We start from the raw sequence: 20,583 nt of genomic DNA on the forward strand, positions 1-20,583 counted from the left end.
GGGAATTTGATGCGCTTTTTCGTCGGAATGTTCGCGTTGCTCGGGTGCCTGGTCACGGTACCGGCTGATGCAGCGCAGAAGAAGGAAGTCGTGGCGCCTGCCGTTCGCGCGACCCCGCCCCTCACCACGGATACGCAGAACCTGCTGCTGCTCGATCTGTCGACCGGCGGGCGTGTCACGATCTGGCTGCGACCCGATGTCGCGCCGCTGATGGTCGAGCGGATCAAGACGCTGACCCGCCAGCATTTCTATGATGGCCTCGCGTTCCACCGCGTGATCGATGGCTTCATGGCGCAGGGCGGCGATCCCAAGGGCGACGGCACCGGTGGTTCGACGCTCCCCGACGTGAAGGCGGAGTTCAATTACCTGCCGCATGTTCGTGGCGCAGTGTCGGCGGCGCGGTCGGACAAGGAGGACAGCGCGAACAGCCAGTTCTTCATCGTCTTCCAGCCGCGCCTGAGCCTCGACAAGAAGTACACCGTGTTTGGTCGCGTGCTCGACGGGATGCAGTATGTCGACGCGATCGAGCGTGGCGAGCCGCCGGCGAACCCGTCGCGGATCGTCCATGCGTATATCGCGGCGGACAATCCTCCGGCGTATATCGCTGGGCCGCCTGCCCCCGCACTCGGTGCACCGGTGACGTTGCCGGGTACGGCTACGGGCCCGAACGCGGCCAAGCCAAAGCTCGCGCCGGCCGCTCGCAAGGCGCCGGTAAAGAAGGCTCCTGCAAAGAAGTGATTCCACGTTGAACGTCGACCTTTTCGACTTCGACCTGCCGACCGACAACATCGCGCTCCGCCCCGCGGCGCCGCGCGATGCTGCGCGGATGCTGGTGCTCGAAGGTGACGCGACCCAGGATGCGGGCGTATCCGACCTGCCGTCGCTGCTGCGGCGTGGCGACATGCTCGTGTTCAACGATACGCGCGTGATCCCGGCGCAACTCGACGGGCGGCGCGGCGATGCCAAGATCGGCGCGACCTTGCACAAGCGTGAGGGGCCGCGACGGTGGCGCGCGTTCATTCGCAATGCGCGACGGTTGCGCGACGGCGACGTGATCGAGTTCAGCAATGGCGTCAGCGCCGCGGCAGTCGATCGCGAGGACGACGGGAGTTATGCGCTGGTGTTCGCGGGCGACGAGCCGGTCGAACTGCTGCTCGAACGCGCGGGCCACATGCCGCTGCCCCCGTATATCGCTGGCAAGCGCCCGACCGACGAACGCGATGCAGACGATTACCAGACGATGTTCGCGTCCGAGCCGGGCGCGGTGGCGGCGCCGACCGCTGCGCTGCACTTCACGCCGGGGCTGATGGCGGCGCTCGATGCGGCGGGGATCGAGCATGCGACGCTGACCCTGCATGTCGGCGCGGGCACATTCCTCCCCGTGAAGGCGACCGACACGACCGAGCACAAGATGCACGCCGAATGGGGCCGGATCGATGCCGCCACCGCCGATCGGCTCAACGCAGTCCGCGCGCGCGGTGGTCGCGTGATCGCGGTGGGGACGACGTCGCTGCGCCTGATCGAGAGCGCGACCGGCGAGGACGACGTGATCCGCCCATTCGACGGCGACACCGCCATCTTCATCACGCCGGGATACCGGTTCCGCGGCATCGACGGATTGATGACCAATTTCCATCTGCCGCGCTCGACCTTGTTCATGCTGGTATCGGCGCTGATGGGACGCGAGCGGATGCAGGCGGCGTATGCACATGCGATCGCCGGGAAGTATCGCTTCTACAGCTATGGCGACGGCTCGCTTCTGCTGCCATGACGGGCGGCATGCTGCTCGCTCTCGCTCTGATCCAGGCCATCGTTGCCGCACCGCCGCCCGCGGGTACGCCGCAACCGCCTGCAACGATTTTCGCCGAGCCGGCTGCGCTGTTCATCGCCGCGTGCGATGCGAACGGTGATGGCCGCGTGACGCAGGCCGAGCTGACTGCGGGCGTTGCGCGAAGCTATGCGGCTGCCGAGGGTGCTGCGACCGGATCGATCGGGTACATCGCCTTTGCCGACTGGGCGCAGGCGTGGCTCGGCGATCGCAACGCCTTACCGAGCCCGTTCGAGGTCGACCGCGACGGCGACAACCGGATCACGCTGGCCGAACTCCAGGCGCGGTTCGCGCAGTTCTTCACGCGGTTCGACCGCGACAAGGATGGCGTGCTGACTCGCGCCGAACTCATCACCATTCGCGGCGCGCCGGCCGGCGATCGCTACGGCATCCGCAAGAAAAAGTAACATGACCACCCGCCCCCGCTTCGACTTCACCATCTCCGCCACCGACGGCAAGGCACGCACCGGCGTCATCGCGATGCAGCGCGGCGACATCCGCACACCCGCGTTCATGCCGGTCGGCACCGCCGCGACCGTCAAGGGGATGAAGCCCGCCGACGTGGTCGGCGCGGGTGCCGACATCATTCTCGGCAACACCTATCATTTGATGTTGCGGCCGGGCGCGGAGCGGGTCGCGCGGCTGGGTGGTCTGCACGCGTTTTCGGGGTGGTCGAAGCCGATCCTCACCGACTCCGGCGGCTATCAGGTGATGAGCCTCGCGGACCTGACCAAGCGCTCCGAGGAGGGCGTCTCGTTCAAGTCGCATCTCGATGGCACGCGGCATCTGCTGAGTCCCGAGCGGTCGATCGAGATCCAGCGGCTGCTCGGCTCGAACATTGTCATGGCGTTCGACGAACTTGTGCCGACGACGTCGACGCGCGAGGTGCAGGCGGCGGCGATGGAGCGATCGATGCGCTGGGCGAAGCGGTCGCGCGCGGCGTTCGACAGCGGCGAGACGCATGCCGAGAACAACGCGATCTTCGGCATCCAGCAGGGTGCGCTGAACGAGGGCTTCCGCAAATCTTCGGCGGATGCGCTGATCGATATCGGCTTCGACGGCTATGCTGTCGGCGGGCTCGCCGTCGGCGAGGGCCAGGAGGCGATGTTCGGGTGTCTCGACTTCGCGCCGGACCAGCTGCCGGTCGACAAGCCGCGCTATCTGATGGGCGTCGGCAAGCCGGACGACATCGTCGGTGCGGTCGAGCGCGGGATCGACATGTTCGATTGCGTGATGCCGACCAGGTCGGGTCGCACCGGCCAGGCCTTTACGCGGACCGGGCCGATCAACATCCGCAATGCTAAGTTCGCCGAGGATATGGGGCCGCTCGATCCAACGTGCCCCTGCCCGGTCTGCGCGACCTGGGGTCGGGCGTATCTGCATCATCTAGTACGGTCAGGCGAAATGCTTGGCGCAATGCTCATGACGGAGCATAACATCTGGTTCTACGAAACGCTGATGGCGGATCTACGGGCGGCGATCGCCTCGGGGACGCTGACGCAATTCGCGAATGATTTCCGTGGCGTGTATGCCCGGAAGAGTGAAGGAGAGCCCAAGTGACGATCAAGATCGACAGCGACACCCCGAACGAAATTCTCGCCGCCGCCAAGGAGGCGAAGCTGCAGGCCGAAGCCGCCGCGCATAATGCCGCGGAGAAGGCGAAGAGCTGGCCGCTCGCGAAGATCGGTCTCGGCGTCGGCATCGGCTCAGCGGCGATCGCGGGCGCGGTGCTGTTCGCGAACCGCAACAAGTAAGGATCTTCATGCGCCTCCTCCGCTCCGCTTTGCTGCTGACCGCGGTGTTTTTCCCGGTAGCGGTGGGGGCGCAGACCGCACCTGCCCCGACGCAGGTCTCGGTGAAGCCGCTCGCCTATACCGAGCGCACGCTGCCCAATGGCCTGCGCGTCTATGCGATCCGCGATACCGGCACGCCGAACGTGTCGGTGCAGGTCTGGTACGACGTCGGTTCGAAGGACGATCCGAAGGGCAAGTCCGGGTTCGCGCACATGTTCGAACATCTGATGTTCAAGTCGACGCGCAACCTCGTGTCGGAGCAGATGGACCGGCTGACCGAGGATGTCGGCGGCTACAACAACGCGTCGACCAACGACGACTACACCAATTATTACGAGGTGATCCCCGCCAACCACCTCCAGCGACTGCTGTTCGCGGAAGCCGACCGGATGGCGAGCCTCGTCGTCGAGCCCAAGAGCTTCGGGTCGGAACGCGACGTGGTGAAGGAGGAACTGCGCCAGAGCACGCTCGCGCGACCGTACGGCAAGCTGTTCTCGCTATATTATCCGGCGCTCGCCTATTCCGCACATCCTTATGCGCGCGGGACGATCGGCAGCCTGGAGAATCTCGAGGCGGCTGGGATCGAAGACGTTCGTGCGTTCCACGCGACCTATTATCGGCCGGACAATGCCATCCTCGTGGTGTCGGGCAATTTCGATCCCACGCAGTTGAACGGCTGGGTCGATCAGTATTTCGCCAGGATCAAGAAGCCCGCCGCAGCGATCCCGCGCGTGACGGTGGCCGAGCCGGCACGGACCAAGGCGGTGACGCGCACCGTGTACGAGCCGAACACGCCGTTGCCGGCGGTGCTGGTCAGCTATCACGTGCCGGCCGACCGCGATGCTGATAGCGCGGCGCTGACCGTGCTGAACGCCGTACTGTCGACGGGCGAGAGTTCGCGGCTGTACGAGAATGTCGTGTACCGCGACCAACTCGCGCAATCGGCGGAGGCATTCCTCGATACCAAGCAGTCGACCGGCAATCTGGTGGTCTATGCGATCATGGCGGGCGGCAAGACGGCCGAGGCGGGCGAGGCCGCGTTGAAGCGCGAGATCGCGCGGTTCCGCGATGCGCCGGTGAGCGCGGCCGAACTGGCCGAGGCGAAGAACGAAATCCTCACCCAGTCGATCCAGTCGCGCGAGACCGCCGAGGGCAAGGCGAGCACGCTGGCCGCGGCGGTATTGATCGACGGCGATCCGCAGGCAGCGGACAAGCAGCTCGAGGCGATCGCGCGGGTGACTGCGGCGGACATCCAGCGGGTGGCCCGGGAATATCTGGGCGAGAACCAGTCGGCGACGATCCGGTACATGCCGATCGCCGACAAGCCCGCGACCGGCGTTGCCGATACGATCGCGGTGGCGCCGACCGTCCAGGTTGCCGACCTGAAGACGCCTGCGGATGTCGAGATCGTGACGCCTGCGCCGGACGGCCAGCGCGTACAGCCGCCCGCACCGAGCGCGCCGGTATCGCCAACGATCCCGCAGCCGGTCGAGGTTCGTCTCGCCAACGGCATGCGGCTGGTCACGGTGGAGCGGCACGACCTGCCGATCGTCACCGCCTATCTGGTGACCGCCGGTGGTGCGGCGACCGATCCGGCGAACCGCGCGGGCGTGAGCAGCCTGGCCGCGGAACTGCTGACCAAGGGAACCAGGACGCGCTCGGCAACGCAGATCGCGCGGGCGATCGAGGGGCTTGGCGGCGCGATCGGCAGCGCGGCGGGTAGCGATGGCGCGTCGGTCGACGTGACGGTGAAGTCGGACCAGCTTGCGCCGGCGATGGCGATCCTGGCGGACGTGGCGGTCAACCCGGCCTTTGCCCCCGAAGAAATCGAACGCGCGCGGACGCAGCAGATCGATGCCGTCACGCTGGCGCTCAAGAACCCCGCGCAGGTCGCCGGGCTCGTCGCGGACCGTGCGGTGCTCGGCGGATCGCCTTATGGGGCACCGATCGGGGGGACGCCCTTGTCGTTGAAGGCCATCACGAGGCCCGACATCGCAGCAGCCTACGCACGGAGTTTCCAGCCGGGCCAGGCAACGCTGATCATGGTCGGCGACGTCACCGCAGCGCGTGCGAAGGCGTTGGCGGAGGCGCAGTTCGGACGCTGGCAATCGGCTGGCGCGGCACCGGCGAAGGCGCCTGAGGTCGTATATCCCAAGCCTCGCGTGATCGTCGTCGACATGCCGGAGGCAGGTCAGGCCGGCGTGGTCGTCGCGCGGCCGGCGATCGCGCGGAACGATGCGCGTTACTACCCGCTGGCGGTCGGCAACACCGTGCTCGGCGGTGGCTTTTCGTCGCGGCTGAACCAGGAAATCCGGATCAAGCGCGGACTTGCCTATGGCGCGAGCAGCGGGCTGGATGCGGGCAAGACGCAGGGGACGGTCGCCGCGCGGACGCAGACCAAGAACCCGACCGCGGCGGAGGTCGTGACGCTGATCGCCGCCGAGATGGCGCGGCTGGGGTCGGCACCCGTGCCCGCCCCCGAACTCGACACGCGCAAGGCGGTACTGGTCGGTAATTTTGGGCGGGGGATCGAGACAACCTCCGGGGTTGCCGGGATCCTCGGCGCGTATGTCCAGAACGGCGTGCCGCTTGGCGAGTTGCAGCGCTACACGGGCGCGGTCGGCGCGGTCGATCCGACGGCGGTACAGGCGGCGGCGGTGGCGCTGCTCGATCCGAAGGCGGCGAGTATCGTCGTGGTCGGCGACGCCAAGCAGTTCATCGAACCGCTGCGCAAGGCGTATCCGAACGTGGAAGTGATCCCCGAGGCTGCGCTGAAACTGGATACCGCAACCTTACGGTAAGCCATCGCTGCTAAGCCGATCTGCGAACCGGCGGACGATCGTGACCTTAATGGGCATGACGCGTCGGTGGTAACGGCGGGGAAGGATATGTGAGATTATCGTCCTTCCCCCGTCGAGCCACGCATACCGAACCAGAGCAATGGGCGTTCTATGTTTTGGTACGGAGCAAGGCAGAAACCGCTCCGTCGTCCCGGATTCGTTCCGAGGTCCACAGTTCCGCAAGTCCAAGTCCCTCGATCTTGCGGCACCGTGGATGCCGGAACCAGTCCGGCATAACGGAGAAAGGATTGATCTGGCGTTTAAACTGAATGTCGATCGGCCTCAGCCAGTTCCGTCCCGCGGTGGGACGGCCGAAATTCGGACGGGATCGGCCCGTGGAAATCGGCTATTCGATAGGCACCGTTCAAGTGTGTGAGCATTCCGCTCATTCCGGCATCATGAGGTAATAGCGTGCGCGTTCGGGTGCAGACGGTTCGGCTGATGCGTCGCATCTGGTTGGCGATGGTCGCCACGGTGCTGGTGATCGGCGCCGGTATCTCCGCGCACGCCGCTCTCCGAGGCATTTCCGCGCGCAACGCCGCACGTGATCGGGCGATGGTAGCGGCAGATACGCGCGGAGTGTCGAGCCCGATACCGTCCGCCGATCAGGAAACCGCGGCGCCGGCGGCTGGCGTGACGGGGACGATCGACCTACCCGATCTGCCTATCCCCGCGGGTGCGATCCTGGATGCCGGCGTCGTGCCCGCACGGCCGTTCTCGATGGCGGGCGCGTCGGCACTCGACCGCGACCGTGCGCTGCAATGCCTCACCGCCGCGATCTATTACGAGGCCGCATCCGAGTCCGACGCCGGCCAACAGGCGGTGGCGCAGGTCATCCTCAATCGCGCGCGTCATCCGGCGTTCCCGGGAACGGTGTGCGGCGTGGTGTATCAGGGATCGGAGCATGCCGGCTGCCAGTTCAGCTTCGCCTGCGACGGTGCGCTCGCCCGTATGCCGGCTCGGGCGGCGTGGGTGCGCGCGGCGCGAGCGGCAGGAATGGCGCTGGCGGGCTATGTCTATGCACCCGTCGGGCTGGCGACGCATTATCACACCTATGCGGTGACGCCGGCGTGGAACCGGGCGCTGGTGATGACCGACGTCGTCGGCGCGCATTTCTTCCATCGGTGGAAGGGGTATTGGGGCACGTCCGCCGCGTTCAACCAGCGCTATGGGGGCGGCGAGCCGGTCCCGGGGCCACATATGACGTTGCCTCCAGTCGCGCCGCCGACACCGCAGATGATCGCTGCGGCTGGGGCGGCGGCGGTCGCCGTTCCGGTGCCGGTCGCGCCGGTAGTGCTCGCGGAGGTTAAACCGGTGTCTGCCAAGCCAGCCGTGCCGGTCGTGACGGATATGCTGCCACCGGAATCGCAGATCCTCGATCGGTGGAAGGATTCGGGGAAGCCGTTGAAGTAGGCTCGGGTATCGGGCCAGTACCCTCCCCACCCTGCCGCTTCCGGCAGGAAAAGATGCCCCTTGCTTTGGCGCGACCACCGGTTGGATCAGGCCGGGCGAAGAGTTTTTGCGCGCGGAGGCGCAGAGGACGCGGAGATGGTGCGCTCGGAGGCCCCTGCCCGACTTGCATGGGCGGATCGACTTTGGAATTAGTCTTCCGACCCGCTGTGAATCGGCATTGTGCAGGACCTTGAGCCATGCACAGAGCACTTCCAGTCTAGAACCGACAGAGCCCTCACATCTCAGTGTCATTCCCGCGCAGGCGAGGATCACTGTTGGCAAGCCTCGGCGAACAGTGCGGAACATCTGAGGATATTGGGTCCCCGCCTCCGCGGGGATGACCAAGAATTGTAAAGTTGCCAGCTCCCTTTGGCAGCGCGGCGCTGAAGCTGTGGAACTTCGCAGGATATAGAATGTCGAAGCTCCGGTGATCGATCACCGGCGTCTCGGCTGAAGCCTCCGCGCTCTCTGCGCCTCTGCGCGAACCCCTTCCCCACCTTCAGCCGAAGCCGATATCGACGCGCAAGAAAAAACCGAGCGCATCGCTGCACTCGGGTTTCATTCAATGCGATCTGTAGTCGAGGGTTCGCCTATTCGGCGGGAACCATCGACGGGGTGCCGATCATCATGCGTTCGCCACCGGGGGGGGCGGCTTCGCGGGCGGCGCGGAGGATCTGGGTACGTTCTGCGCGCGAGGCCATGTCGTCCCAGGCCTTTTCGGCGCGGCGGCAGCGATCGCGGACGTTGTCGAGGAGGGCAGCATCGCCGTTGCGACGCTCTTCATCAGCGCGGGCCCGGTAAAATTCTGGATTATCGGCCATGCTGGTGCGCTCCTGCGAGTGAATTAGATAGAGTTGGTGCGGCGACCCGAAGATCGCCGCACCGCAACCGAGATCAGGCGGCGGACCGAAATCCGCCAGCGAGATCAATCGGCTGGCTGGAGGTTCACGGCCGACTGCTTGCCGCGCTTGTCGGGCTCGAGCTCGTAGGTGACGCGCTGGTTCTGGTTCAGCGTCGGCATGCCGGCGCGCTCGACTGCGGTGATGTGCACGAATGCATCATTGCCGCCGCCATCCGGCGCGATGAAGCCATAGCCCTTGTCGGCGTTGAAAAACTTGACGGTTCCGGTGATAGCCATGAGGTGGCTCCTTCTTAGTAGAGAGTAACCCGACGTTCGGGCGACCCGTGCCGCGGAGCAGGGAAAGAAGGAGAAAGGTGCCGCAAAGCGCCAAGAACCGTCGATATGCGACTGTAGCTGAGCGCTATATGGGCCAAGACCGCCGTAATTGCAAATCTTGCCGGTAAAATGGGTCAAGAACTGCGTCGATTACCGCATATAATATTTTTGCGTGCGCCGACCGAGACATCCATAATTTGAAACGACCGGCGCCGATATTTCGGCGCCGGTCGAGCAATTTAGCGGCAGCGGGTGTCGTTGCTGGAACGGTCGACCGCACGCCCGGCAAGCGCACCGCCGGCCGCACCGAGGACGGTGCCGAGCAGGCCCGAACCGCCCGGCGCTATGATGTTGCCGAGCACGCCGCCCGCGACTCCGCCAACGATGAGTCCGGTGGTGCCGTCATTGCGGCGGCAGTAATAGCGACCGTCATTACCGCGATAGATACGCTCGTTGCGTGACAGGCGGCGCTCGCGATAGCGGCGGTCGTCGCGGTAGTAGCGGCCGGCGTCGTAGCTGCCATAGGCAGGATCCGGGCGGTTATAGTCGTAGGACCGATAGCGCGGGTCGACGCCGTAGCGGCTGCCTCCGTCGCCGACGCAGCCGGCAACCATTGTAGAGGCGGCCAGCAGGCCCAGCATCGCAACGCGCATTTCGTGTCCTTTCAGTAGGTTGATACTGAAGGCGTAATGATCGGCGCCGGCATTTGGTTGCCGGCGCCGAAACGGCCTTAGTCCTTGAGGTTGGCGGGCACCGTGCCGCCGTTCTTTTCCAGCTCGCGCATCACGGCCTTGATCAGCCACATGTTCATTTCGGCGCTGCCGTCCTTCGCGCCGGTATAGCCGAGCTCGGTGGCGAGTTCCTTGCGGTTGTCGAGGCTCGAATCGAGATCAAGCAGCTTCATCAGGTCGACGATCGAGGTGCGCCAGTTGAGATCGGAGCCCTTCTTCGAGGCGATGCCCGAGAGGACGGCTTCGACGTCGACGGCTTGAGCGGGTGCTGCGGGCGCGGCCTGCGGAGTCGGAGCGGCGGGCGTCGGTGCGGGCTGGGCTGCGGTGGTCTGCGGCGCCGGCGCTGGTGCGGGTGCGTCGGCCTTGGGGGTACCGAAATGGCCGCTGCCGAGTGGGCCCTTCTCACCGAAGATGGCGGACTTGATCTTGCTGAAGATGCTCATGGGGATCCCTGTCGTATAAGAGTCTGACGGCGGGAGAACGCCCGATCGGGGATTTGGGTGCAGGCGCCGCGACCGGGGGCGACGGAACGTCCGGGCGCTGCGACTGGACGGGATCGAGACCAGCGCGCGCGCCGGGCCCCCGTGCGACCGGTTCGTCGCAGCCGAGAGGATCGAAACTCGCCGCCAACGTGGTGATGCGGTCCGCATCGGTGGCGCCGGCCGCCTCGGCGCCCGCTTCGTCGACGAGACCGCCGTCGATCGCATAGGCGACGAACCATGTATCGCGGTCGACGCCCTCGGTGATCGTCCGCTCGGCGATCTCGCGGTCGCTTGGCGCGTCGAGGATGATTGCCTCTTCGTCCGAACACTCGCGGCTGTACGTGTCGTCGCCGAACAGGCCGTCTTCGGTATTGAAATACGGATCCGGCGGCGGAAAACAGGTTCGCCAGCCCTGCGAAATCGAGTCGAACCAGACCGGATGATCGCCGTCGCGACCATCCTGGTCAAAGTGAAGTACAGGAAGTGCAGACGCTGGCGCGCTTTCGGCAGAGGGCTTCAGGTCCGGATCGAGCACCGGATCGGGTGCCGGTTCGGGCGCGGGATCCGGCGCCGGTTGCAGCAGACCGGCGGCTTCGGCGCGCGACCATTGGGCGGCGGTCCAGTCGGCGCGCGCGGCGGGATCGAAATCGGTGACGTCGATCCCGGAAGCGACGCCGGCGGCGCTGCGCAGCCAGCGGTCGGCGCGGGCGAGCGCGAGGATCGGCGCCATTGCCGCTTCGGCTGCGCTTGGCATTGACCCCGTTGCTGGCCCCGCCCCCGCCTGTATGGCGTCGGCGTCGAGACGTTCGCCGAGGAACAGGCCGGCGCGCGCCGGGCCGGCATCGCGCGCGATGATGTCGAGGAAGGCGTCGAATTCGGCAGCGACCATGCGGGTGGCGGCGTTGGCGGTCTCGGTGGCGTCGGCGTGGCGATCGAGCCGGTTGAGCAAGGACATGGCGAGGCGGTTGTCGTAGCGGTGGCGCTCGATCACTTCGCCGTCCGGCCTGGTGACACGCTCGGTCTGGCCGGCGATCGCGCGGAGGAAGAGCGCTTCGGCGACGATCGGTCGCGCGACCAGCTTGGCTGCGTCCCAGCCTAGCGCGAACGCTGCGCCTGCCGCGCGGCGACGCAGCGTGTAGGCGGCACCGGGCGAGAGGCCGACGCTGGCGCTCGCCTCGTCGACGGTGGCGCCCTCGGCGATGCGTTCGAGGAAACCGCGCTGGCGATCCGAGGTCCAGCCGTCGCTGCGCTGGGTATAGCGGGTCGGGGTGGCTGGGATGTACGCGCGCTGGGCGTTGTCGGTTTGCGGAGCGGGATCGGCTTGCGGGGGTGCGGAGTGATCGGGGGCGGTTGGCGAGGGGGCTTTGGGTTCGCCGGTTTGCTCGGTGTCTTGATCGATGCCGGGCTCCTGGAGAGCGGCGGTCACTTGCGCATGGTCCGGGCGAGCGCGGTCCAGCGATCGCGGTTGGCGGCGATCTCGGGCGATACGGGGATGCGGGTGCCGATCCGACCGGCGTCGACATGCGCTTGCCAGGCCATGACGTGGCGGACCGCGTCTGGGAGATGATCGGGGATTGGGGGGCCGTACCGTGGCCGAGGGGCGGGCGTGGCGCGCGTTGCGATGTAGCATGGGGGCGGATCGGCCGGGGTGGGTGCGTTTGCCATGATCGATCCTCGTTGCTGAGAGGACCGATCAGGTATGCCGGATCGGGGTGTGTAGGACAGCGGTTTCGGGGGTGGCCCCGCGTCCTGACGCCCCCCCTCGTCATCCTGACGAAAGTCAGGGCCCAAGGTTACGGGGTATGGCGCTTTTGGCTCTGGGTCCTGACTTTCGTCAGGATGACGGAACGGGGATGAGGGCGTGGCGTGGGTGATGGAACCAGCGCTCATCGATCTCGAACACGCGTTAGCGCGCGATCCGACGTCCTCCTTGTTCTCCCGCGAAGGCGGGAGCCCAGTCTGGATCCCCGCCTTCGCGGGGGAAACAGGCTTACTGGCTCCACGTACCCAGCGATCCAGCCAGCGGTGAAGAAGCACTGGCGGTGGCATCCGGATAGGCTTCCACCGTCCGGCTCTTTTGATCCTCCTCCGCCAGGGGGAGGTGGCACCGCAGGTGACGGAGGGGGAGGACACGCAACGGAGGTGATCGCCCCCTCCCCCTCCGACTGGCAAGAGCCAGCCACCTCCCCCTTGCGGGGGAGGATCAGGAAGTCGCGTCAGCCGAGCGTCGACCCGCGATCCGCGGCGAACGACGGGGCTGGGCCGGTGGCGGGGCGGAGCGACTCGCGCTCGGCCTTGGTGGGGACCGCGGTGGCATCGGGGCGGAAGGCGTCCGGCGCGCGATCGGTCGCACCCGGGCGGGGCTTGTCGAGCGCGAGATCGGGCGCCGCATGCTCGGCGGGGTTCGTCTTCGACCGCAGGAACACCGCCAGCAACGCACCCCCGAGACCGATCGCCGCAGCCCCGATCGACAGCGCGTTGATGCCGAACGTTTTGGGCTTGGCTGGCTTGTGCGGGCGGTGGTCGGGTTTGGTCATAACAATCGTCCAATGCTGTTGATTTGCGCAGTTGAACGAATTGGCCTGCTGCCATGTTCCAGCTTTGAGGAGATCGCTACAATTCGGACAGCGACCCCCTTGCTTTGCATCATCCATTTGAGCCAGCATAAATTTAGTCGGAGACGAAGATGACTAATGAGACTTTCTTGGCACTAGTGAATAATGATCGCATTTCATCGCGACAGATAGACGAGTTGATCGGCATCACGCGTGGCATCGCCGCTGATGGCACGCTCAATCAAAGCGAAGTCGAATTTTTGCAAAAGTGGCTGGCTGCCAGCGTGGGCATCAGTGGTCAGCCAGTTATCCGAACACTGTACGATCGCGTGAACGCGGTGTTGGCAGACGGCATAGCGACGAGGAGGAATGCCGTGACCTGCTGGCAACTCTAAATGCATTTTCGAGCCGTGACTTTGAGCTAGGCGAGGTACTCAAGGCAACTACGTTGCCGCTATGTGACCCCGCGCCGAATCTAACCTTCGGTGGCCGCAGCTATTGCTTCACGGGCACGTTTAATTTCGGGCAGCGCAAAGCCTGCGAAGCCGCCGTAAGCGAGCGCGGGGGCCGGTGCGGCAGCTTGACGCAGAAGACCGACGTACTCGTCATCGGTTTGTACGCGACCGAATCCTGGAAGCATTCTTCGTTCGGCAACAAGATCCTCAAAGCAGCCGATATGCGAGCCGAAGGCGTACCGATCACGATCGTGTCGGAAGAGCATTGGGTCGGGCACCTGCAATGATTCTCCCAGCAAATCCGCCAAGGGAACCGCATGTCGATTGACACCATCGCCCTCAGGAAAGCGCTACATCTGTTCTATTTGAAGGATTCGATCCGTTCTACCAAACTAAAGCGTGAGGCGAAGGACGAACTTGCAAGGCGATCCGGGCAGAAGTCACTAGCCCGGCATTTTCACTACCCGTTCTGGGCGGATGCAAAAAGTCATGCGGCAGGAAAGAGCGATCTCACCGAGTCGACCGACCGGCAAATCGAACGAGATTGGCATCGGAAAAACCTGTACCCTAAACTGCGTGACGGATTTCTACACTGGTGGAACGAAACACGGCGCTGGATCAATGAGGATATTGAGGAGTTCCCGAATTCGATCAGCGGGACGTGCGGTTTTGCAGACATCGAAGGAATAGTCCGGGTCGACAATCTCATGTCGTTAAAAGTCGGAACCGACAAGACGCGGCTGATCTATCCCTATTTTTCCGACAGGCCTAACTTGTCCGAGGAAGCTGCGCGGATAGGCCTGTGGGCTATGAGTAAAGCACTGCCAAATCACGGCATCGATGACATGCGAATTCTCGATGTCATTCGAGGAGAAACCTTTTCTGTCGATCGGCATCCTCTACAAGGAGACGAGGAAGCGATTTTCCGTCACCGCTATTCAAGCGTCTTACGAGAATGGCGCCTGTTGCTCAGCGAACTTGGCTGACAATTACCAAGAGCCACCAACATTCTCAATCGCAGCGAGCAACGCGATTTTGCTGTCCGTACGGCGTAGACCGGAATTGCGCGGCATAGCGATATCACCGAGCATCTCGCGCCGACGCGTCACGCCCTGCCCAAAACTGGCGAGCGACATGCCTCGAGGGCTATTGGAGGTCTTCAATGCCATATGCGGTATCGGTTTCTTCGCGAATCCTACGATCCAGATAGCTACTATCTTCGCCTTGATAAAGGCTGAATAACACTTGTGCCTGTCCCAGCATGTCAGGGGCCGACCCAGAAGCATATTGCCCCATCCGATCGGCAATCAAGTCCTCCACCGAAATCACGGCAAACTGATCGCCTGCTGAGGTATCGATAAGCTTCACGCGATCCCGTTCCGCCCTGCCATCCATCAGAGCCGAGCCAACGACCTCGAAGCCAAGCTTCAACTCGGGATGTATCCAGCCGCGCGTCAGCTTACCGGGACCAGATGGCTTGACGAAACCATTAGCCTGTAATGCCTGCTCAAGAACATCCTGCCTAGCGGTGACAAGATCAAAATCGCCCGTCGCGATGTCGCTGGCCGAGTAGAGTTCCACTGCTGCGCCACCCACTAGGACAGGTCGCAAGAACCCTCTCCGCTCCACAACCTCGCTGACGATAGCGAAAAGCTCTAGAGCGGCGATGAATTCCGGGCGATAAGGACTCACCCCGCCGAAGCCTTTTGCACCTTTTCGATCACCCGCTTCTCCAGCAACGGCGCAAGATACTTCCCCGTGAAGCTGCCCTTGGCCTTCGCCACCTTCTCCGGCGTCCCCTCCGCGACGATCTCGCCGCCCTTGACGCCGCCTTCGGGGCCCAGGTCGAGGACCCAGTCGGCGGTCTTGATGACGTCGAGATTGTGTTCGATTACCACCACCGTGTTGCCTTGCTCGACCAGCGCGTGGAGGACTTCCAACAATTTCCGCACGTCCTCGAAATGGAGGCCGGTGGTGGGTTCGTCGAGGATGTAGAGCGTGTTGCCGGTGGCGCGGCGCGAGAGTTCCTTGGCGAGCTTGACGCGTTGCGCTTCGCCGCCCGAGAGCGTCGTCGCCTGCTGGCCGACCTTGACGTAGCCGAGGCCGACCTCGACCAGCATCGCCATCTTGTCGCGGATCGGGGGGACCGCCTTGAAGAATTCGGCGGCATCCTCGACCGTCATGTCGAGCACGTCGGCGATCGAATGGCCCTTGAACTTCACCTCGAGCGTCTCGCGATTGTAGCGCGCGCCGTGGCAGACGTCGCACGTGACGTAGACGTCGGGGAGGAAGTGCATCTCGATCTTGAGCACGCCGTCGCCCTGGCACGCCTCGCAGCGGCCGCCCTTGACGTTGAAGCTGAAGCGGCCGGGCTTGTAGCCGCGCGCCTGCGATTCGGGCAGGCCGGCGAACCAGTCGCGGATCTGCGTGAAGCTGCCGGTGTAGGTGGCGGGGTTGCTGCGCGGGGTGCGGCCGATCGGCGACTGGTCGATGTCGATGACCTTGTCGAGATACTGGAGGCCGGTGATCTTGTCGTGCTTGCCCTGGACGATGCGCGCGCCGTTCAGCTCGCGTGCGGCGGCGGCGTAGAGCGTGTCGATCGTGAAGCTCGACTTGCCCGAGCCGGAGACGCCGGTGATGCAGGTAAAGGTGCCGAGCGGCAGGCTGGCGGTGACGCCGCGCAGGTTGTTGGCGACCGCGTTGTGGACGGTGAGCTTCTTGCCGTTGCCCTTGCGCCGTGTTGCCGGGACGGGGACTTCGCGCGTGCCGTTGAGATAGTCGGCGGTGATGCTGCCCTTCGACTTGAGGATCTGCTTCAGCGTGCCCTGCGCGACGACCTGGCCGCCGCGGACGCCGGCGCCGGGGCCCATGTCGATGATATAGTCGGCGGTGCGGATCGCGTCCTCGTCATGCTCGACGACGAGTACGGTGTTGCCGAGATCGCGCAGACGGCGGAGCGTCTTGAGGAGCATGTCGTTGTCGCGCTGGTGCAGGCCGATCGAGGGCTCGTCGAGGACGTAGAGCACGCCGGACAGGCCGCTGCCGATCTGCGACGCGAGGCGGATGCGCTGGCTTTCGCCGCCGCTGAGCGTGCCCGAGGTGCGGTCGAGGTTGAGGTAGTCGAGGCCGACATTGTTGAGGAAGCCCAAACGCTCGACGATCTCCTTGAGGATGCGTTCGGCGATCGCGTTCTGCTGGTCGCCGAGATGCTGCGGCATGTCGGTGAAGAACTGGAGCGCGTCGACCACAGAGAGATGCGTGGCGTAGGAGATGTCCTTCATCGCGATCTTGACCGCGAGCGCTTCGGGCTTCAGGCGCGCGCCGCCGCAGACTTCGCAGGGGGCGGCGGACTGGTACTTGCTCAACTCCTCGCGCATCCAGGCGGAGTCGGTCTGGAGCATGCGACGGTTGAGGTTGCCGATGACGCCTTCGAACGGCTTCGAGACGTCGTATTTCTTCTTGCCGTCGATGAAGGTGAGCGTGACGGGTTTGCCCTTCGAGCCGTGCAGGATGGTGCTCTGAACCTCCGGCGGGAGGTCGGACCAGGGCGTCTCGATGTCGAACTTGAACTCGCGCGCGAGGCTGCCGAGGACCTGCATGTAATAGGGCGATGGCGGGTTGGATTTCGCCCAGGGGACGACCGCGCCCTTCTTGATGCTGAGCATGTGGTTGGGGACGACGAGGTCTTCGTCGAACAGCAGCTTCTCGCCCAGGCCGTCACAGGCCGGGCACGCGCCTTGCGGGGCGTTGAACGAGAACAGGCGTGGCTCGATCTCGGAGATGGTGAAGCCGCTGACCGGGCAGGCGAACTTCTCGGAGAAGACGATGCGACCGTCGGGGGCGTTGTTGCCGAGGATTTCCGACTTGGGCGTGTGCGGCTCGACCGGGTCTGCGGGGTCGACATAGGCTAGGCCGTCGGCGAGTTTCAGCGCGGTTTCGAAGCTTTCCGCGAGACGCGTGGCGATCTCGCCGCCGACGACGAGGCGGTCGACGACGACCTCGATGTCGTGCTTGTACTTCTTGTCGAGCGCGGGGGCTTCGTCGATGTCGTGGATCGTGCCGTCGATGCGGACGCGCGCGAAGCCCGCCTTCTGCCACTCGGCGAGTTCCTTGCGGTACTCGCCTTTCCGGCCGCGGACGACGGGGGCGAGCAGGTACAGGCGCGTGCCTTCGGGGAGCGCCATGACGCGGTCGACCATTTGGCTGACGGTCTGCGCCGCAATGGGTTCGCCGGTGGCGGGGGAGTACGGGATGCCGACGCGCGCCCAGAGCAGGCGCATATAGTCGTAGATCTCGGTGACGGTGGCGACAGTCGAACGCGGGTTGCGGCTGGTCGTCTTCTGCTCGATCGAGATCGCGGGCGACAGGCCTTCGATGTGGTCGACGTCGGGCTTCTGCATCAGTTCGAGGAACTGGCGGGCATAGGCGGAGAGCGATTCGACGTAGCGGCGCTGCCCTTCGGCGTAGATCGTGTCGAAGGCGAGGCTCGACTTGCCCGAGCCGGACAGCCCGGTGATCACCGTCAGCGTGTCGCGGGGGATGTCGATGTCGACGTCCTTGAGGTTGTGCTCGCGCGCGCCGCGTACGGAAATCTTTGTCAGCATGAGGCGGTCTGTTCCATATTTGTTCGGATGCGGCAAGCCTTGTGCGGCGCCGTCAGGTCGGTTGCAGAGATGGGTAACGCGGGTGCTTGGCGAAAGGGGGCATTGTGGCGCGGCCCGGTGATACTTACATGGTGTATTGGATAGGCAATACAGTAGTGGAGCGTGACATGGGCAAGAAGAAGGACGAGCGGAAACGGCGCGAGCGCGAGGTCGAAATCGACATGCGGGCAACCGGGCACTATGCGGGCGGGCGGGACGACGACGGGTACAAGCGCCACAAGCATGACGGTGGCAATCATGCCGACCACAAGCATGGGGGCGGCAAGCATGAGGGCGGGGCACCGTTTACCGGGATAGCAGCGACGATCGCGCGGCAGATGGGAACGCCGGTCGGTCGGCAGATGATCGCGGCTGGCCTGATGGCTGCGGCAACTACGATTTCGAAGCATGACGCGAAGCCGAGCGTGCGACCGACCCCGCCGACGCCCCCTGCCCCGCCTGTTCCGCCCTCCGCCCGACCCGCTGCAACGTCGGAGCCGACCGCTGCGACGATCGCGCCGGACGCAGGTGCGGAGGCGGGCAAGTCGTCGGGTACCGGGCCGTTCGCCGGCGAGACTGCCGAACCGCCTCGCAGCGAGACGAACGCGCTGCCGCCCGAGTTCGCCAAGGTGATCGATTCGGTCACGGTCGGGCTCGAACGGTTGTTCGTCGGCTTCGGGCGACCCAAGGATGCGCCGCCTACGAAGTGACAGGACCCCGTCAGATATCGAGCATACTCTGGCGCGCTTCACCTGATGGATGAAGCTTTCCCGACACCACTTCCGAAACGCGGCCTTGTTGATTTCTAGCAAGGCCGCGATTTGATGATGATATCGCGGTTGCCCATCGACAGGGGTTGCGTCAGGCGGCTCTGGAATAGGCTTCGGACGATCGGCGGCGGTCGCCCTTGGCGCGGTACATCGCTTGGTCTGCCCGCGCGATGAGGTCGGCGAGGGGTTGCCGGGCGTGGTCCTCGATCAGGCCGATGCTGACGCTCGGCGCGAAATCTGACGGGCAATACTGGGTCATGGTCCGGGCGAACTGACTGGCGATGCGGTTGGCGATCGCCCCTGCCTCGTCCGCCGGGACGTCCGGGAGCAGACCGAGAAATTCGTCGCCACCACAGCGGACGAGATGACCATGTTTGCCGAGCGTTTCGTGGGCGATGTCGGCAAGCGTGCGCAACGCTGCGTCACCTGCTGCGTGGCCCTGGGCGTCGTTGAGCGTCTTGAAGCGATCCACGTCGAGCATCATCACCGCGATGCGGTGCGGCGCGTGGCGGCCGGTTAAGGTGCCGGCGATCCGGTCGAGCCCCGCGCGATTGAGCGCGCCGGTCAGCCAGTCGCGCTCCAATTGGTCACGCAGGGCGTTCTGACCGCGCTCCGCCTGGAGAATCAACAGCGCGAAGGCGCGGAAGATGATGAAGGCGATCTGGCCAGCGGCGAGCCAGGCCGCGAGATCGTCATGCACGCCGGTCAGGCGCGTGCCGATATGGTCTCCGCAGGCCAGCCAAGCGCGCCCCAGAAACATCGGTACGGTGACGGCGAACAGTGCGGCGACGATCCAGCCGGTCTGCAACGATTCGCGTCGCGCCAAGCGGACCGCGGCAATCACGACGACGATATCGAAGCCGGCACGAACGGTGCTGAGATAGGCGACGCGAAAGTGGAAATACGCGGGGTCGTCGCTGACGATCAACGGGGCGGCAAGGACGGCGGCGATCCCGAGCAGCGGTGCCAGGCGCGCCTCGGGACGCGCGAACCGTAGGACGGCGCCGGCGATCAGCGCATACCCGATGGCGGCAGCCGGGTTGCCCGCGTTCGGCGCCCACGCGACGCCGATACTGTCGTTCAAAACCGCCATCATCGTGCCGAACCCGACGACGAGATGGCCGGCGCCCCATAGCGCGGCCCAGCTGCCGAACCGGCCGGTTGCGACCGTGACGAGGTGGACGAACCCTGCAACGAGCATGCCGAGCGCGGCGATCACGTAGAGGGTAGTAAGATCGAGCGCCACGGACACCTGCTGTTCGTTCGTTTCGTGGGCTAATAGGCTGGCTTTGCTAAGGATTCGTTTGGGTTTGGTGGAACGACGGAAGTTTGTGTTCGGGGTTGGGCACGTGCGGGTTCGCGCGAGCGGTCGTTGGCTCGACCGCCTCGCCGTGGATCGCGCGCCATTTTGCCGCGCTCACCTGTCCTTCGCATGTCGTTCCGGCGGATGCGGGGACCCATGGTCGCCGACCGGGTTATCACAGCACGATCTCGCCGGGTTCACCGCAACCGTGGGTCCCAGCGTTCGCCGCGATGACGGACTGGGGGGCAATGAGGACGGCATGGCATCGTGTTGGCCTGTGTAGAACGTGACCCTCCCGAGTGGGCATTCGCCTTTAATCGCGCTCCCCATCGCCACTCCTCCGTCATCCCGGCGGACGCCGGGACCCATGGTCGCGGACCGGGTCATGACAGCACTGTACCGCTGGGCCGTCTTAGCCGTGGGTCCCGGCGTTCGCTGGGATGACGGATGGGGGAGCGGGGCGTTCCGGATGGTCTTGAGAGGCGTGAGAGGCTTAAAGCGAGGTGCGGTTAGAGCCGTGCTTACCTACGCCCTTTGTTCTATAGACGCAGAGA

At 65.0% G+C, this 20,583-nt stretch carries 21 protein-coding genes; 11 read left to right on the forward strand and 10 right to left on the reverse strand.

The genetic code is table 11. The features are described from left to right. The first annotated feature begins 9 nt into the window (after positions 1-9). From H8S47_RS15600 to H8S47_RS15630, 7 genes are all read left to right on the forward strand, one after another. Positions 10-738 carry a peptidylprolyl isomerase gene (locus H8S47_RS15600; protein ID WP_187504711.1) on the forward strand — a complete coding sequence of 243 codons (729 nt, stop codon included), beginning with the start codon at positions 10-12 and terminating at the stop codon, positions 736-738. A 7-nt stretch (positions 739-745) separates the two neighbouring features. Continuing rightward, positions 746-1,771 carry a tRNA preQ1(34) S-adenosylmethionine ribosyltransferase-isomerase QueA gene (gene queA / locus H8S47_RS15605; protein ID WP_187504712.1) on the forward strand — a complete coding sequence of 342 codons (1,026 nt, stop codon included), beginning with the start codon at positions 746-748 and terminating at the stop codon, positions 1,769-1,771. Between the two features lie 8 nt (positions 1,772-1,779). Further along, the gene (locus H8S47_RS15610; protein WP_235982961.1) at positions 1,780-2,235 is read left to right on the forward strand and encodes an EF-hand domain-containing protein; all 456 of its coding nucleotides are present in this window, start codon (positions 1,780-1,782) and stop codon (positions 2,233-2,235) included. Between the two features lies 1 nt (position 2,236). After that, positions 2,237-3,388 carry a tRNA guanosine(34) transglycosylase Tgt gene (gene tgt / locus H8S47_RS15615; protein WP_187504714.1) on the forward strand — a complete coding sequence of 384 codons (1,152 nt, stop codon included), beginning with the start codon at positions 2,237-2,239 and terminating at the stop codon, positions 3,386-3,388. Next, complete coding sequence (locus tag H8S47_RS15620) at positions 3,385-3,582, forward strand: hypothetical protein (RefSeq protein ID WP_197978314.1); 198 nt, start codon at positions 3,385-3,387, stop codon at positions 3,580-3,582. Before tgt ends, H8S47_RS15620 begins: the two co-directional genes overlap by 4 nt. A gap of 8 nt (positions 3,583-3,590) precedes the next feature. After that, the gene (locus H8S47_RS15625; RefSeq protein WP_187504715.1) at positions 3,591-6,422 is read left to right on the forward strand and encodes a M16 family metallopeptidase; all 2,832 of its coding nucleotides are present in this window, start codon (positions 3,591-3,593) and stop codon (positions 6,420-6,422) included. 480 nt (positions 6,423-6,902) lie between these two features. Beyond that, positions 6,903-7,874, forward strand: a complete 972-nt coding sequence (locus tag H8S47_RS15630; RefSeq protein ID WP_187504716.1) for a cell wall hydrolase — start codon at positions 6,903-6,905, stop codon at positions 7,872-7,874. A gap of 629 nt (positions 7,875-8,503) precedes the next feature. Here H8S47_RS15630 and H8S47_RS15635 read toward each other — a convergent pair. From H8S47_RS15635 to H8S47_RS15665, 7 genes are all read right to left on the reverse strand, one after another. Continuing rightward, positions 8,504-8,842 (reverse strand): hypothetical protein, encoded by a 339-nt coding sequence (locus tag H8S47_RS15635; RefSeq protein WP_328805574.1) that lies wholly within the window; start codon positions 8,840-8,842, stop codon positions 8,504-8,506. Next, positions 8,839-9,051 (reverse strand): cold-shock protein, encoded by a 213-nt coding sequence (locus H8S47_RS15640; protein WP_031394996.1) that lies wholly within the window; start codon positions 9,049-9,051, stop codon positions 8,839-8,841. The genes H8S47_RS15635 and H8S47_RS15640 overlap by 4 nt, the downstream gene beginning before the upstream one ends. A gap of 278 nt (positions 9,052-9,329) precedes the next feature. Continuing rightward, the gene (locus H8S47_RS15645) at positions 9,330-9,743 is read right to left on the reverse strand and encodes a glycine zipper 2TM domain-containing protein (RefSeq protein ID WP_187504717.1); all 414 of its coding nucleotides are present in this window, start codon (positions 9,741-9,743) and stop codon (positions 9,330-9,332) included. Positions 9,744-9,820: 77 nt separating this feature from the next. Further along, entirely contained in the window at positions 9,821-10,264 is a 444-nt protein-coding gene (locus H8S47_RS15650; RefSeq protein WP_187504718.1) for a DUF3597 domain-containing protein, read from the reverse strand. Further along, positions 10,224-11,729 carry a hypothetical protein gene (locus H8S47_RS15655; protein WP_187504719.1) on the reverse strand — a complete coding sequence of 502 codons (1,506 nt, stop codon included), beginning with the start codon at positions 11,727-11,729 and terminating at the stop codon, positions 10,224-10,226. The genes H8S47_RS15650 and H8S47_RS15655 overlap by 41 nt, the downstream gene beginning before the upstream one ends. Next, the gene (locus H8S47_RS15660) at positions 11,726-11,968 is read right to left on the reverse strand and encodes a hypothetical protein (RefSeq protein WP_187504720.1); all 243 of its coding nucleotides are present in this window, start codon (positions 11,966-11,968) and stop codon (positions 11,726-11,728) included. The genes H8S47_RS15655 and H8S47_RS15660 overlap by 4 nt, the downstream gene beginning before the upstream one ends. A 551-nt stretch (positions 11,969-12,519) precedes the next feature. Then, positions 12,520-12,840, reverse strand: coding sequence for a hypothetical protein (locus H8S47_RS15665; RefSeq protein WP_187504721.1), 321 nt, complete (start codon positions 12,838-12,840; stop codon positions 12,520-12,522). A gap of 149 nt (positions 12,841-12,989) precedes the next feature. Between H8S47_RS15665 and H8S47_RS18915 the strand changes: the two genes are divergently transcribed. From H8S47_RS18915 to H8S47_RS15675, 3 genes are all read left to right on the forward strand, one after another. Continuing rightward, complete coding sequence (locus H8S47_RS18915) at positions 12,990-13,253, forward strand: hypothetical protein (protein WP_235982962.1); 264 nt, start codon at positions 12,990-12,992, stop codon at positions 13,251-13,253. Between the two features lie 185 nt (positions 13,254-13,438). Further along, positions 13,439-13,600, forward strand: coding sequence for a BRCT domain-containing protein (locus H8S47_RS18920; protein ID WP_235982964.1), 162 nt, complete (start codon positions 13,439-13,441; stop codon positions 13,598-13,600). Positions 13,601-13,630: 30 nt separating this feature from the next. Next, complete coding sequence (locus tag H8S47_RS15675) at positions 13,631-14,299, forward strand: hypothetical protein (RefSeq protein WP_187504722.1); 669 nt, start codon at positions 13,631-13,633, stop codon at positions 14,297-14,299. Positions 14,300-14,459: 160 nt separating this feature from the next. On the opposite strand, the gene H8S47_RS15680 is transcribed toward H8S47_RS15675, so the two are convergent. Together H8S47_RS15680 and uvrA are read right to left on the reverse strand one after the other, a co-directional pair. Further along, complete coding sequence (locus tag H8S47_RS15680) at positions 14,460-15,005, reverse strand: hypothetical protein (protein ID WP_187504723.1); 546 nt, start codon at positions 15,003-15,005, stop codon at positions 14,460-14,462. After that, a complete protein-coding gene (gene uvrA / locus H8S47_RS15685) occupies positions 15,002-17,917 on the reverse strand; it encodes an excinuclease ABC subunit UvrA (RefSeq protein ID WP_187504724.1) in 2,916 nt (971 codons plus the stop codon). The genes H8S47_RS15680 and uvrA overlap by 4 nt, the downstream gene beginning before the upstream one ends. A gap of 167 nt (positions 17,918-18,084) precedes the next feature. On the opposite strand from uvrA, the gene H8S47_RS15690 reads away from it, so the two are divergent. Continuing rightward, the gene (locus tag H8S47_RS15690; protein WP_187504725.1) at positions 18,085-18,666 is read left to right on the forward strand and encodes a hypothetical protein; all 582 of its coding nucleotides are present in this window, start codon (positions 18,085-18,087) and stop codon (positions 18,664-18,666) included. Positions 18,667-18,817: 151 nt separating this feature from the next. On the opposite strand, the gene H8S47_RS19155 is transcribed toward H8S47_RS15690, so the two are convergent. Then, positions 18,818-19,972 (reverse strand): GGDEF domain-containing protein, encoded by a 1,155-nt coding sequence (locus tag H8S47_RS19155; protein WP_187504726.1) that lies wholly within the window; start codon positions 19,970-19,972, stop codon positions 18,818-18,820. Positions 19,973-20,583 lie beyond the last annotated feature (611 nt).

This window comes from Sphingomonas albertensis, from assembly GCF_014358075.1.
GTDB classification, from domain to species: Bacteria; Pseudomonadota; Alphaproteobacteria; order Sphingomonadales; family Sphingomonadaceae; genus Sphingomonas; species Sphingomonas albertensis.